The sequence below is a fragment of the Microbulbifer sp. CnH-101-G genome (assembly GCF_052466775.1).
The window spans coordinates 219650-233342 of sequence record NZ_CP174292.1 but is presented as its reverse complement, the minus strand read 5'-3'; the positions used below and the strand labels follow the sequence as shown (position 1 = coordinate 233342).

Genomic DNA, 13693 nt, shown 5'->3' with positions numbered 1-13693 from the left:
GCTGGGATTCATCAAAGATGGCGCAGTTTCAGGCAAGTACAGGCTGTCACGGAAAGGTAATTTACGCCAAAAATCCACGGGCTAGCCGAGTTATTCTGACGCCAGGGAGCGAAGACCTGCGATAACACCTTTATCCAGCAGCTTTTGCAGCAGCTCAAGGCCGAAGCCATAAAGCGCTTCGCTATCGACTTGGGGCAGCTCATCAGAAATCTGCGCCAACAGCTGTTCTCCGGTGGCTTCCCCCGCGGAAGCCAGCTGCAATAGACGCGCGGTTACCGCGTTGATTTCCATAAAACTGACGTCATCGCCGAGGTCGCGATAAACCAGTAAAAAGGTGGGGGATTCAGGTGGCTCTTGAGGCTGATAAGCGGGACCGATACGGTGCACAGGAAAGCGGTAACTGAGACTCCAAACAAGCGGTGATACCACCGGTACAGAGGTCAGCAGATCTCCCTGGCGATCCAACCCCGTGGGAATCTCTTCGGTACTGACATCCAGCGCCAGCTCCACCCACTCATAGTGAGCCAGTTCTAACAGGAACTCTGGGTCCCCTTCACGCTGCCCCCGTTCCTGTTGCAGGTAAGTGAGGAACTCCTCGCTGATCTGCAGGAAATAGGGACTTTTGGCGGTATGGTGTTGAATAAAATCTCGCACCATGTCGTGCCAACGCTCATCGCTGTAGAGGCTGCGCAGTATGGGAAAACCACCGGCAATAAAAGATTCGATATTGTTGTAAATCAGGTCCCGGTAGATGGCAACGCGCCGATCCTCAATATCTTTTGGCGCCTCAACGTCATCAGGGGCGCGCAAATGTTTGGCAAAAGCCCGCTGTAAACCCTGAAACCTGGCTGTCTTATCGGCGACTGAGGACATAGCTCTCTTCTACTTGATGGTTGGCCTGGATGCCCTTGATCTGCTCCACTTCCTCAAGCAATTGCGGCAGGGGTGGGATATTGAAGTCGCGTTCCAGCAGGGTGGGCATAACACCGTGTATTTCATAGGCTTTATCTAACAGCTGCCACACCGGATCAATCACATCAGCGCCGTGCGTATCCACCTTCAAGTCATCTGCCTCATCGAAATGCCCCGCCACATGCACATAGCGCATTCGCTCCGAGGGTAGTCCGCGCAAGAATTCCAGGGGGTCATAGCGATGGTTGATTGAATTCACATAAATATTATTGACGTCGAGCAGTAGATCGCAGTCCGCCTCTTGCAGGACCGCCTGTAAAAATACCAGCTCGCTCATCTCCTGGCCCGGCGCCGCATAATAGGAAACATTTTCCATGGCAATACGCTGTTCGAGCGTATCCTGCACAATACGAATTCGTTCGGCGACATACATCACCGCTTCTTCAGTAAAGGGAATAGGCAATAAATCGTAGAGGTGGCCCTGATCCGAGCAGTAGCTCAGATGCTCGCTGTAGGAACGGATGTTGTGATCGCGAATAAACTGCTTGATTGAGGCGAGCAGCTCCATATCCAGCGGATCAGAAGAGCCAATAGACAGAGACAAACCGTGCAAAATAAAAGGATAGCGTTCGCTGAGTTGGCGAAACCAGCGGCCAAGTCGCCCGCCGACACCGGTCCAATTTTCCGGCGCCACCTCAAAAAAATCCACCGTGTCCGGCGAAAACTCTTCGCCCATCATAGAGCGGCGCAGTCCGAGACCGGCACCCTCCACTGGATAATTGCGCACCGCTATTTGCCTCTATTGGTTATGGAAAGTACTTGGGGCGGCCTTTTCGGCAGCGCCGCCCCAATCTCGTGCAGCGGAATATTAGCTACCGCAACTGCCTTCTTTTTTCTTACCTTCGCCGCACTTACCTTCTTTTTTCTTACCTTCGCCACATTTTCCTTCGCCGCATTTACCTTCCTTTTTCTTGCCTTCGCCGCACTTACCTTCGCCGCACTTGCCTTCTTTTTTCTTACCCTCTTCATCCTTGTTATCGTGACCGTGATCGGCCAGTGCCAGGTTGTAGCCAGAGGTCAGGTCTTCAGCAGCAAAAGGATTGGCAGTGCTGTTAGCCGCAGACACATTCATGGCCGCAGTTGCAATAAACGCTGCACCAACAGCAGCTGCTACCGGGGAAAGATGCTTCTTGTTCATAAAAAATCTCCTAACTAATACCCTGTGTAATAAAACTCTATAAGACTTTTTCTATGTCCCGCGACAGTATAATGAAGCGCAGCGAGAAACCGTCGTATTGTGAAACCGGCCCACAGCCAAAGTGCACTCGGTAGCGCACTGCGACTTTGCCGACCTTCATTGATCTGTCGGACCAGTAAGGAAAATATTACACAAGGCGACAAAGTTTTTTGTGAACTGTGCCCAGGCACTACTCACAGGCTCTGCTCAAGTAAACAGTTCCTTGCCTTCAATCTCTGTCCAGACCTTGCTTAGACGCTTGGCGGAGACTGGCATCAGGGTCTTCAACGTCTGTGCAAACAAGCTGACACGGAATTCCTCCAACATCCAGCGGTACTCCACCAGAGCGGGCTCTGACGCCAACTCTCTCCTTGAGAACCTCTCTATCTGGTCATCGAACGATTCGGCGACTTTGTGGTATTCCACTTGCAGCTTGCGATCGCGGTTTGGATCGAGCGCCGCCTTTTCCAGGCGCACGGCGATCGCCTTCAGATAGCGGCTATATTGGCGCAGCCATTGCAGCGGTGTGTCAAACAAGACTCCCCGGTAGAAGAGCCCGGCCAGCTGCTGTTGGATATCCCCCACGGCCATAGCGACCGCCAGGTTCTTCTGCTGTTTGATCTGCTTGCGCAGGGGGACCAATTGACCCAAAGCTTTGACCAAGAGGTCGCCTATCTCCTGGGCCACTCCCACCAAGTCGCCCTCTTTCTCCAGTGCCGACAGAAACTCAGCTTCACTGCGCGGCCAGTTTTCCTGCGGCCAGAAGACTTCGCGCGCAGCGGCCAACAAAATATCGTCTGCCACTTCCTCGCGACGCCCTAGATCTGCGGCGGAAAGCCCCAACTCCTTGCCGCGCAATAACTCCTTGCGCAGATATTTCACCTTCTCAGGCAGGTGCAACAGGGCCAAACGGCAGATTCCGGCACGACTCAAACGCCGCGCTTCGGCGGGATTGTCCAGCAACTTCAGGGAAACACTCTCTTTGGCCTCCACCAATGCTGGATAGGCGCGCACCTTGAGCCCTCCCTGGTCGAGGGTGTGGGTTTCCGGCAGCTCACCAAAATCCCAACTGGTAATCTCATCCCGCTCAAAACTATCGCCCGCATCCGCCAGCCCCTGCTGCACCCGGTCGCGATAGCGCGCCTGTAAGACTGAGAGATCGCGATCCTGGTCCAGCAACTTACCCGACTCATCCAAAACCTGGATATTGAAGCGGTAGAAATCTTCCAGGGATTGTTCCACAGATTGCCAGGCATCTTCAGGCAGCTGCTGAGCGGTCTGACGCTGCAACTCCAGGGCCAGCGACTGCCACAGCGGAGTATTGTCTGCGCGCAGTCGCGGCAAAGCCTTATCCACAGCCGCCGGTACCGGCACAAAGTATTTGCGCCACTGCTTGGGTAGGGCTTTTATCAGGGCGATACATTTATCCCGCAGGATTCCAGGCACCAGCCAGGAAAGTCGAGCGGCGGGCACCTGGTGCAGTGCCGCAACCGGTACCTGGATACTGACACCGTCATCCACACTGCCCGGTTCGAAGTGATAGCTGAGCGGGTAAATAATACCGCCCGCCTGCAACTCATCGGGGAATTGCGCTTCGCCCACATGATCCGCACTCTGCTGCATCAACAATTCGCGGGGGATAAACAGCAGCTGTGGATCGCTGGCTTCGGCTTTTTTGCGCCAATGCTCAAACCCGGCGAGGTTGACGATATCCGCTGGGACCAGCTCATCGAAAAAGCGGTAAACCACTTCGTCGTCCACCAGAATATCCCGGCGGCGGGACTTGGCTTCCAACTCTTCCAGGGACTTCAGCAGGTCGGTGTAGTGTTTATAAAAACGGCCCTTACCACGGTAACGCTGTTCCGCCAGCGCCTGGCGAATAAAAACTTCCCGTGCGGTTTGCGGGTCCAGCTTGCCGTAGGGGATACGGCGTTTTTCCACCAGCACCAGGCCGTACAGAGAAACCTTTTCAAAAGCCATCACTTGCCCGGAGCGAGCATCATAGTGGGGCTCAAAATAATTGCGTTTTACCAGGTGCTGGGAAGCAGCCATTACCCAATCTGGCTCTATTTTCGCAACGGTATGGGCGAACAGGCGGCTGGTTTCCAACAACTGGGCAGCAACCACCCAGCGCGGTGGCTTTTTAAATTGACCAGAGCCAGGGAAAATATGGAAGCGGCGATTGCGGCAACCGATAAATTCCTTGTTTTCGTCGCGAACGCCAATATTACCGAGCAAGCCCACGACTATGGCTCGATGTATCGCCTCATACTCTGCCGGTTCTTTATTTTCTTTAACTTCAAGATCCCGGCAAGCTACGCGCAATTGGTGGTGGATATCTCTCCACTCACGCATACGCAGCCAGGAGAGGAAATTTTTTTGGCACCACTTACGCAGCTGGTTTTGGCTCAGCTCCTGGCGTTGGATTTCGAAGGCATCCCACAATTGTACAAAGGACAGAAAATCGGACTGTTCATGCTGCCATTGGCGGTGTTTTTCATCCGCCGCCTGGCGCTTTTCCGCCGGGCGCTCACGCGGGTCCTGTACGGCCAGGGCGGCGACAATTATTAATAATTCACGCGCACTGCCATTATCCGCACCGGCCAGCAACATTCGGCTCAATCGTGGGTCCAGTGGCAGGCGGGACAATGCGCGGCCCAGTTTGGTCACCCTGCCCTGGTCATCCACAGCCTGCAATTCCTGCAATAACTTATAGCCGTCATTAATCAGACGGGGATCGGGCGGATCGACAAAGGGAAACTCCCTAATATCGCCGATTCGCAGCTGCAACATTTGCAGGATTACCGCAGCCAAGTTCGTACGTAGGATTTCCGCATCGGTAAATTCCGGGCGTTGCTCAAAATCCCGCTCTTCATATAAGCGCACACAAACACCGGCGCTGACACGACCACAGCGGCCGGCACGCTGGTTGGCACTGGCCTGGGAAACCGGTTCTATCGGCAGGCGCTGGATTTTACTGCGGTAGCTATAACGACTGACGCGCGCTGTACCCGGGTCGATCACATAGTGAATGCCCGGCACCGTAATAGAGGTTTCCGCCACATTGGTGGCAAGCACAATACGGCGGCCTTTATGGCCGTGAAAGACCTTGGCCTGTTCTGCCAGACTCAAGCGCGCATACAGGGGCAGTACTTCCAACTGGGCAATCTGCGCATCTCGCAGGGCCTTGGCACACTCGCGGATTTCCCGCTCGCCACTCATAAATACCAGTATGTCCCCGCCGCGCCGGCTGCTGGATTTCTCCTCGTGCAGCAACTCTTCCACTGCAGTGACAACCTGTTCGCTGAGGTCTGCATCACTGTCGGCCGCTGGGCGATAGTGAATATCCACAGGATAGGTGCGGCCGGAAACTTCGATAATCGGCGCATCATTAAAGTGCCTGGAGAACTTTTCCAGGTCGATTGTGGCCGAGGTGATAATCAGCTTTAAATCCGGGCGCTTGGGCAGGATGGTTTTTAAATAACCCAGCAGGAAATCGATATTGAGGCTGCGTTCGTGGGCCTCATCAATAATCAGCGTGTCGTATTTATTCAGCAGGGGGTCGCGCTGAATTTCAGCCAGCAAAATACCATCGGTCATCAATTTGACATGGGTGTGCTCGGTGCTGTGGTCGGTAAAGCGAACCTGGTAACCGACAGATTCCCCCAGGGACTGCTGCAATTCCTCAGCGATACGATTGGCCACTGTGCGTGCGGCAATTCTGCGCGGCTGGGTATGGCCAATCTGGCCATAGATACCCCGCCCCAGGGTGAGACAAATTTTTGGCAATTGGGTGGTTTTACCGGAACCGGTTTCACCGGCGATAACGACAACCTGGTGCTTTTCGATCAGCTCGGCGATTTCCTCACGCCGCGCCACCACCGGCAAGGCCTCAGGCCACTGCACTTCCGGCAGCTTGCGCCGGCGCTCTTGTGCCAGTCCCTCAGACGCCTGTAACTGCTGCTCCAGCTGGGCCAGCATACGATCGACCGGCTTGCCCTCCTTCTGGCGCCGACGCACGTTCTTAATGGTTCGATGCAAATGGTAGCGGTCCCGCCCCATGCAACTGGAGATACGGGCCTGCAGAGCGCCCAGGCTTTTTTCTGCTTCGGTGTGACTCATGATTCGTACAGAAGTGGCAAACGCGGGATTATACCCCCACTTTGCCACAGGGCTGAAAATCCCTTGGTGGCGCTCAACTATACTGGTCCAGATAGCGACTATATTCACAGGCGCACTGCCCTTGGTGGCAGCACAACGTCTCCGGGTCACACCTTGCGGGCAGTACTATGCAAGAGATCAAACCCAAGCCCCCCGCCAGCGCCGGGCAGCTGTTTGGCCACCCCAAAGGGTTATTCCTGCTGTTTGGCACCGAGATGTGGGAGCGTCTCAGCTACTATGGCATGCGCGGTATTTTTGTCTTCTACCTGACCTCCGCCGCCACCGCTGCAGTATTTGGCTGGGAACAGCTCACCGATACTGAATTGCAGTCCAAAGCCCTGAGCTACCTGGGCTGGTATGCAATGTTGGTCTACCTGACTCCGATTATCGGCGGCTGGATGGCGGACAACCGCTGGGGCCAGCGCCGCTGCATTATGTTCGGCGGCACCCTGATGATGCTGGGGCAATTCTCCCTGGGCTTTCCTCACGCCTGGCTACCAAATGGTAGTGAGATTTATATGCTGTGGTTGGGGTTGGCCCTGCTCATTATCGGTAATGGTTTCTTCAAACCGAATATCTCCACTATGGTTGGGGACCTCTACGAGGAGGGGGACCATCGCCGCGATACTGCATTTACCATTTTCTATATGGGCATCAACCTGGGCTCCATTCTCGGTTATTTGGTTGTAGGTTGGATTGGGGAGAAGGTGGACTACCAGCTCGCCTTTATTGTTGCAGGCATTGGTATGCTACTGGGCCTGATTCTGCAAATGACCCAAGCCAAGCGCTACCTGGGGGAAATAGGTGTAGAACCCTCCGCTCATCTGGAACTGAAAAATAAAAAAGACGAGGAAGAGAGTAAACACCGTCCACTCACACAGGAAGAGCGGGATCGCATTAAAGTCATTCTGGTTCTGGGTGTTTTTATCGTGGTTTTTTGGGCAGGCTTTGAGCAAGCCGCCGGGTCAATGAACCTGTTTGCCAAATACCGCACCGACCTGAATATTTTTGGCTGGGAGATTCCCGCCAGCTGGCTGCAGATGGTCAACCCCCTGTTTATTATTATCCTCGCGCCGATAATGGCCAGTATCTGGGTAGGTATGGGCGACCGCGAACCAAGTTCACCGGCTAAATTCAGTTTGGGGTTAGTATTTCTCGGGATCGGTTTTCTATCCATGTGCGGCGCGGCATTGCAAATCGGCGATTCCGAGACTATCAAAGCGAGCATCTGGTGGTTGGTCTTTGCCTATATTTTTCACACCATTGGTGAGTTGTGTCTATCGCCTATCGGGCTTTCTGTCGTGACCAAATTATCTCCCCTACGCTACTTATCCCTAATGATGGGGTTGTGGTTTGCGTTTATCGGCATCGCCAATAAGGGGGCAGCAGAAATCGGTAAATTAGTGGGCGTTTCCGGTCCACTCGCCACTTTCGGCGGTGTCGCACTCACGGCCATCGTGGCTGGTTTTATTTTGTATTTGATTCGAGAAAAGCTGGTGGATTGGATGCACGGTGCCGAAGAGGTGCATGTCACGGTGGGAGAAACCACCAGAGAAGAAATCAGCATCACTGCGGATCATGAGGGAACGCCCCCAAAACACTTTAGTGGTAATAAAAAATAACACTTTATTAACCCTAAAATTATTAGGCGGCCCAGAAGCGTGCCGCCTGCAGATAATTCCTTGGCTAAAATCCCTCAGACTAGAGTTTGTTGCAAGGAACCTTCATTAACCCGGCTATTAGCGGCCTTTGACTAAGTAGGAAATCGCCCGATCCAATCCCTCAAGGGTCATCGGATACATATGGCCATCCACTAGACGCTGGGTCATACCAATACTGGGCGTATACTGCCAATACTCCTCATCAATTGGATTTAGCCAGATCAGATTGTGGTAAGTATCGGTGATACGCTCCATCCAGGCTGCCCCGGGCTCTTCATTCATATGCTCGACACTACCAAAGCGACTGGTAATTTCGTAGGGTGCCATGGAAGCGTCGCCGACAAAGATTACCTTGTAGTCCTTGCCATAGGTGCGCAGTACTTCCAACAGAGACGTATTCTCGCTATAGCGCCGCTGGTTATCTTTCCACACATGCTCATAGACAAAATTGTGGAAATAAAAATACTCAAGATGCTTGAATTCCGAGCGACAGGCAGAGAATAGTTCTTCACACACCCGCACATAGGGGTCCATGGAACCGCCCACATCGAAAAAGATCAGCACTTTTATTGCGTTGTGCCGCTCGGGCACCATCTTGATATCCAACAAGCCTGCATTGCGCGCGGTGGAGGAAATGGTGTTATTCAGGTCCAACTCTTCCGCCGCGCCAGTGCGGGCAAATTTACGCAACTTGCGCAGGGCCACCTGGATATTGCGGGTTCCCAGGCTGATACTGTCATCCAGGTTTTTGAACTGGCGCTTTTCCCAAACCTTGGATGCCGAGCGATTGCGCCCCTTTCCTCCCACCCGAATACCCCCCGGGTGATAGCCGCTATTACCGAAGGGACTGGTGCCACCGGTGCCTATCCAGCGGTTGCCGCCACTGTGACGCTTTTTCTGCTCTTCGAGGCGCTTTTTAAACTCCTCCAGCAATTTTTCCAAACCACCGAGGCTTTGGACTTTGGCCTTTTCTTCTTCGCTTAACTGCTTGAGAAATTCCGCCCTGAGCCAATCTTCCGGGATCATTTGCTCGACGATATCGTCCAGGGTTTCCAGGTCTTTAAAATAAGCCTCAAAAGCGCGGTCGAATTTATCGAAATGTTTTTCATCCTTCACCAGGCAGACACGAGCGAGAAAATAAAATTCCTCCATGTCAGCAAACACCAGGCGCTGCTGCAAAGCCTCAAGCAGAGCCAGTAATTCGGTGATGGATACCGGTAATTTATAACGGCGTAAATTCAGTAAAAAGCCAATCAGCATAGTAATTCGCGGTCAGCACAGGGAAAAGATACTCGGCCATACCGAGCGGTATATCATCAGGGGCGCTCATTTACCCCTGATGAAAAGCAACAACGCCCACTCAGCGGTTGTCGCGGCGAGCCATAAATGCCAGACGTTCAAGCATATGGACATCCTGCTCATTCTTCAGCAAGGCCCCATAAAGCGGAGGAATGGCACTGCTGTTATCGCGATCTTTGAGTACTTCCTCGGGAATATCGTCGGCCATCAACAGCTTTAACCAATCAATCAGCTCAGAGGTGGAGGGCTTTTTCTTCAGGCCCGGCACTTCGCGCAATTGGAAAAAGATATCCATGGCTTCCGCGACCAGCTGCCCTTTAATCTCAGGGTAATGGACATCGACAATTTTGCGCATGGTATCGCGGTCGGGGAAACTGATGTAATGGAAGAAGCAGCGGCGCAGAAAGGCATCCGGCAGCTCTTTTTCGTTATTCGAGGTGATAATGACAATGGGGCGGTGCTTGGCCTTAATGGTTTCTCCAGTTTCATAAACGAAGAATTCCATGCGGTCCAGTTCCACCAGCAGATCGTTGGGGAATTCGATATCCGCTTTGTCGATCTCATCAATCAATAACACCACACGCTCTTCCGCGGCAAAGGCTTCCCACAGTTTGCCGCGCTTGATGTAATTGGCGATATCGTGAACCTTATCCACTCCCAGCTGGGAGTCACGCAGGCGCGATACCGCATCGTACTCGTAGAGTCCCTGCTGGGCCTTGGTAGTGGACTTGATATGCCATTGGATCAACTTCAGCCCGAGGCTCTCGGCAACCTGTTCCGCGAGTAGCGTCTTGCCGGTGCCCGGCTCGCCTTTGATCAGCAGGGGGCGCTGTAAGGTGACGGCTGCGTTCACCGCCATTTGCAGGTCTTCGGTAGCTACATAGCTATCGGTACCGGTAAATTTCATGCTTACTCCAATCCTGTCATCACGCTATCTTCAGATTTAGCGAATGATAATTGAACAACGGGGCGAGTGGCGAGGCGGGAACGATCAAATTGGATGACCAGCCCGAGTAGGCATTAGAAGGGGGATTAACAATTGGGCATTAAGCCATCTGGGTACTGCGGCGGTGTACTACCTGACGCCCCTTACCAGTGATATACCAGCGAATGCCGAGGTGACTGTGGATTTTGCCCACCATCTCCAGTACCAACAGGCTGTTAAGGGCGCGGGCGATTGAATTGGTCTCCATACCGCTATCCTGCACCATGCCGCTCAGGGAGCGAAACACACACTCGCCGCCATTAAGCAGGTTGAGTACCTGCAGAGCATTGTCGTCCAACTTGCGAATCTGATTGAAATCCAGTGCCGGCCCCTGCTCCAGATCCCCTTCTATCTCATGCTCTAGTAAGGGCATCATTTCCAGCTGCATGGTGCGCAGTTCCTGCTCCAGGTTTTCCACCCGGGCGCGGGCGATACTGGCATCGCGCAGTTGGCGGCGCGCGGCATTAAATACGAACATACGGGAGGCGATAGCGGCAAGCAGGCAGTAGCCGGTAAAGATCAATAGGCGCGAGGGATCACCTTGGATTTCGATCAACAAATCACTCTGGGTAAATTTCAGGAAAATCGGCACCATCAAGGCACCACACAGCCCCATTATCAGGCAGCGGGCGAGACCGGCTGGATCTTCCTCCGTAAACAGCATTTGATAATAATTCACCAGCCCACCGAGAATGCCCGATACCAGCATTACCGCAGTGAGAATCAGCAGGTGGTCGAGCATCAGGGTTCCTCAGCCATCTGGCAGCCTGCGCCGTGAATATGGGCGGAAATCCACGCCAAGGGCACTTTATATAAGCATTATCTGTAGTGAATCCGGCATACCAATAAACAACCCATTCCAATGAACAGTTAAAAACCCAGGGAAAAGTACAAATCATCATTTTCCGGCGGTGGGTTTGTTTATTGGTCTGTGATCATTAAGCCGGTTCGTCTGGCCTCGCGCCAAGCACGGAAGCAGCCTAATAGATATAGCAGCTGTCACCGTCAATAGAGATGCTAGAGAAAGGAAGTAACGCCTTTGATAACCAGGCGAATAAAGGGCGTGGGCCTAGTTACGACAGGCCCAGGGTTCTAGAAAGGATTGGATGCAAAATCCCATTACTGTTCGTTGAAGTATGGGTCTTCATCGAAACGACGGCGGCGTTCGCGACGAAATTTAAATAGCAGTGAAACCAGCCCCCACACGACCATTACCGCCAAAGCACCGCCCGCGGCAAACACCAGGTTTGCGGTTACTTCCGACGCAGCTCCATTTTCTTCAAATAATAATTGGTAGAGATACAGAGGTAATACAGGCATAGCTACTGATTCGGCCACCGGTATTTTTACCGGCACCAGAAATACCGCGGCCAATACCAGCAGAAAGGTACGACGCAACCAGCTCCAGCGCCAGTTGCGCATAAACCACCAACCGGCAGCCAGCAACACCAGGGTCGAGCCGGCATAAACAAACCAGGCAATTTGAAAATCTTCAGACATTTTTTATTTACTCTATATTTCCCGCCCGGGGCAGGAAGCAATGGCAAAGCCTCGGCGCCTTAACCGGCCTCCACCCAAGTGACGATATGTTCTTCCATATCATCCGGGTGAACCAGCTCCTCGCTGATAACACTGCCACGAACAGACATACCCGCTTTATGTACAGACTGCCTATCGCCGCTGACAAGCGGATGCCACTCGGGTAGTGGCTGCCCCTCAGCCAGGCGACGATAGGCACAAGTCGTCGGCAGCCAGGTGTATTGGCCTATATCCTGCACCCGCAACTGAACACATCCGGGCACCAATTCCTTGCGCCGCTGGTACTGACTACAGCGACAGGAATCTGTATCCAGCAGACGGCAGGCGACATTGGTGCTGTAGAATTCACCGGTCTCCTCATCTTCCAGGCTGTGCAGGCAGCAGCGTCCACAGCCATCGCAGAGTGCCTCCCATTCGGATTCGGTCATCTGCTCCAGTGTTTTACGCCGCCAAAAAGGCAGTTGTGCCATAAATCTGACTCAGCGTTGCAGTTTGCTGTTCTTTATTGCGATCTCGCGCATTTCAGAATCGGCTATCGGTGGCATCTGCAAATAGTAACCCTGCACACGCATCTCTTGCAGGACCTTGTCGGCATTTGCACGCGCCAACTTGCGCTCAGGAGTCATTAGCATGGTGGTGACATGCTGGGGGCTGCCGAACAATTCCAGTAGGTTCTTAGGCACCCGCGCAGTCCCCTCACGCTTATCGACGTACAAATACATTTCTTCTTTATTAGGGCTGCGATAAATATCACACAGAACTTTCACTTCATTTCCTCTTTGCGCAGATGCCGCAGAACTTTAAGCAGGGGACGGCCCACCACATCGGCGCGCCAACCACAGAGACGCCCCTGCAATTGGGGATCACGGGCAAGAACCAGGGCTTCCAACTCTTTTTTGCGGATCAGGATTTCTGCAGGCAGCTTTTCGCACTCCGCAATACTGGCAACTTCCTTACGCAGTGACTTCAACAGCTCCCCCTGTTGCCGGTTGAGCGGTTGCGGCAAACGCGTCGGCAAGTCGCTCCGCTCCAGAGCCTGAGAAATTAACTGCAACAGCGTATCGCCATGCTCTCGCAGGGCGCGCCCCTCGAGGCCGACCTGGCTCAAGGCACCTTTATGCCGCGGCAGCTGTTGGGCCAGTGTCATACAGAGGTTTTCCTTGAGCAGGTGGTTGCGCGGCATATTTCGGGCTCGCGCCTCACACTCCCGCCAGGTGCAGAGGTCCTGTAACACAGCCAGCTGTTTGCCACGCAGGCGCCAGGCCCCCTTCACTTTCTGGTAATAAAGTTCAGGGGATTGTGGGCTTCGCGCAGTTTCTACCAACGTTGCGCAATCCTCGACCAACCAGGTCTCCCGCCCCTGCTCCTGCAGGCGCTTCAGCAAGGCACCATAGAGAACTGGCAGCCAGGCCACATCAAGTGCGGCATAAGTTTTCTGCGCATCACTGAGAGGGCGCTGCAACCAATCGGAGCGGGTTTCGCTCTTCGGCAGTTCGATATTTAACAGTTCGCGCACGGTGGCGGCGTAACCGAGGCCCGCCCCCATACCACTAATTGCCGCGGCGATCTGAGTATCAAAAATGGGCTCGGGGATCACCCCCAGCAGACGCTCCAGAGTTTCCAAATCCTCGCTACAGCTGTGCATGATTTTTGTAACAGCCGTATCCAGCAACAGATCACGCAACGGCTGCAGATCTTCAATGGCGAGATTATCGATGAGGTAGCAGTGCCGACCATCCCCAACCTGAACCAGGGCCGGCTGAGGATAAAAGGTGCGACTGCGCATAAACTCGGTATCCAGTGCCACAGCGCGCTGCTGTCGCCACTGCGCGCACAAAGCCGCCAACTGCTCGCAGGAGTCCACCCAGCGCGGAGTGGTATCTATTTCAACCATCGGGA

General features: G+C 53.6%; 12 protein-coding genes. 1 reads left to right on the top strand and 11 read right to left on the bottom strand.

Going from position 1 to position 13693, the window contains the following annotated elements:
- Positions 1-90: 90 nt before the first annotated feature.
- From ACJJID_RS01265 to hrpA, 4 genes are all read right to left on the bottom strand, one after another.
- A complete protein-coding gene (locus tag ACJJID_RS01265; protein WP_444921136.1) occupies positions 91-873 on the bottom strand; it encodes an HvfC family RiPP maturation protein in 783 nt (260 codons plus the stop codon).
- Complete coding sequence (locus ACJJID_RS01260; protein WP_444922590.1) at positions 854-1705, bottom strand: HvfB family MNIO-type RiPP peptide maturase; 852 nt, start codon at positions 1703-1705, stop codon at positions 854-856. The genes ACJJID_RS01265 and ACJJID_RS01260 overlap by 20 nt, the downstream gene beginning before the upstream one ends.
- Positions 1706-1780: 75 nt before the next feature.
- Positions 1781-2110 carry an HvfA family oxazolone/thioamide-modified RiPP metallophore gene (locus ACJJID_RS01255; RefSeq protein WP_152451705.1) on the bottom strand — a complete coding sequence of 110 codons (330 nt, stop codon included), beginning with the start codon at positions 2108-2110 and terminating at the stop codon, positions 1781-1783.
- A 246-nt stretch (positions 2111-2356) separates the two neighbouring features.
- Positions 2357-6271: an ATP-dependent RNA helicase HrpA gene (gene hrpA / locus ACJJID_RS01250; RefSeq protein WP_444922589.1), complete on the bottom strand. Its 3915-nt coding sequence runs from the start codon at positions 6269-6271 to the stop codon at positions 2357-2359.
- A 167-nt stretch (positions 6272-6438) separates the two neighbouring features.
- On the opposite strand from hrpA, the gene ACJJID_RS01245 reads away from it, so the two are divergent.
- Positions 6439-7932: a peptide MFS transporter gene (locus tag ACJJID_RS01245; protein ID WP_444921135.1), complete on the top strand. Its 1494-nt coding sequence runs from the start codon at positions 6439-6441 to the stop codon at positions 7930-7932.
- Positions 7933-8049: 117 nt separating this feature from the next.
- Here the strand turns inward: ACJJID_RS01245 and ACJJID_RS01240 are convergent, their stop codons facing one another.
- The 7 genes from ACJJID_RS01240 to rnd form a co-directional block, all read right to left on the bottom strand.
- Positions 8050-9231, bottom strand: coding sequence for a vWA domain-containing protein (locus ACJJID_RS01240; protein WP_444921134.1), 1182 nt, complete (start codon positions 9229-9231; stop codon positions 8050-8052).
- Positions 9232-9331: 100 nt separating this feature from the next.
- Complete coding sequence (locus ACJJID_RS01235) at positions 9332-10177, bottom strand: AAA family ATPase (protein ID WP_152451699.1); 846 nt, start codon at positions 10175-10177, stop codon at positions 9332-9334.
- A 139-nt stretch (positions 10178-10316) separates the two neighbouring features.
- Positions 10317-10997 carry a YEATS-associated helix-containing protein gene (locus tag ACJJID_RS01230; protein ID WP_152451697.1) on the bottom strand — a complete coding sequence of 227 codons (681 nt, stop codon included), beginning with the start codon at positions 10995-10997 and terminating at the stop codon, positions 10317-10319.
- Positions 10998-11374: 377 nt separating this feature from the next.
- On the bottom strand, positions 11375-11755 hold the full coding sequence (locus tag ACJJID_RS01225; RefSeq protein ID WP_444921133.1) for a hypothetical protein: 381 nt from the start codon (positions 11753-11755) through the stop codon (positions 11375-11377).
- A gap of 59 nt (positions 11756-11814) precedes the next feature.
- Positions 11815-12264, bottom strand: coding sequence for a YcgN family cysteine cluster protein (locus ACJJID_RS01220; protein ID WP_152451693.1), 450 nt, complete (start codon positions 12262-12264; stop codon positions 11815-11817).
- A 9-nt stretch (positions 12265-12273) separates the two neighbouring features.
- Complete coding sequence (locus tag ACJJID_RS01215) at positions 12274-12561, bottom strand: YcgL domain-containing protein (protein ID WP_152451691.1); 288 nt, start codon at positions 12559-12561, stop codon at positions 12274-12276.
- On the bottom strand, positions 12558-13688 hold the full coding sequence (rnd, locus tag ACJJID_RS01210) for a ribonuclease D (protein WP_444921132.1): 1131 nt from the start codon (positions 13686-13688) through the stop codon (positions 12558-12560). Before rnd ends, ACJJID_RS01215 begins: the two co-directional genes overlap by 4 nt.
- Between the last annotated feature and the right edge of the window lie 5 nt (positions 13689-13693).

What these genes read in the sequence shown, in the direction of transcription:
- ACJJID_RS01255 (WP_152451705.1), bottom strand. Translation starts at nt 2,110, where the DNA reads ATGAACAAGAAGCATCTTTCCCCGGTAGCAGCTGCTGTTGGTGCAGCG.
- ACJJID_RS01230 (WP_152451697.1), bottom strand. Translation starts at nt 10,997, where the DNA reads ATGCTCGACCACCTGCTGATTCTCACTGCGGTAATGCTGGTATCGGGC.
- ACJJID_RS01240 (WP_444921134.1), bottom strand. Translation starts at nt 9,231, where the DNA reads ATGCTGATTGGCTTTTTACTGAATTTACGCCGTTATAAATTACCGGTA.
- ACJJID_RS01220 (WP_152451693.1), bottom strand. Translation starts at nt 12,264, where the DNA reads ATGGCACAACTGCCTTTTTGGCGGCGTAAAACACTGGAGCAGATGACC.
- ACJJID_RS01235 (WP_152451699.1), bottom strand. Translation starts at nt 10,177, where the DNA reads ATGAAATTTACCGGTACCGATAGCTATGTAGCTACCGAAGACCTGCAA.
- ACJJID_RS01225 (WP_444921133.1), bottom strand. Translation starts at nt 11,755, where the DNA reads ATGTCTGAAGATTTTCAAATTGCCTGGTTTGTTTATGCCGGCTCGACC.
- hrpA (WP_444922589.1), bottom strand. Translation starts at nt 6,271, where the DNA reads ATGAGTCACACCGAAGCAGAAAAAAGCCTGGGCGCTCTGCAGGCCCGT.
- ACJJID_RS01265 (WP_444921136.1), bottom strand. Translation starts at nt 873, where the DNA reads ATGTCCTCAGTCGCCGATAAGACAGCCAGGTTTCAGGGTTTACAGCGG.
- ACJJID_RS01245 (WP_444921135.1), top strand. Translation starts at nt 6,439, where the DNA reads ATGCAAGAGATCAAACCCAAGCCCCCCGCCAGCGCCGGGCAGCTGTTT.
- rnd (WP_444921132.1), bottom strand. Translation starts at nt 13,688, where the DNA reads ATGGTTGAAATAGATACCACTCCGCGCTGGGTGGACTCCTGCGAGCAG.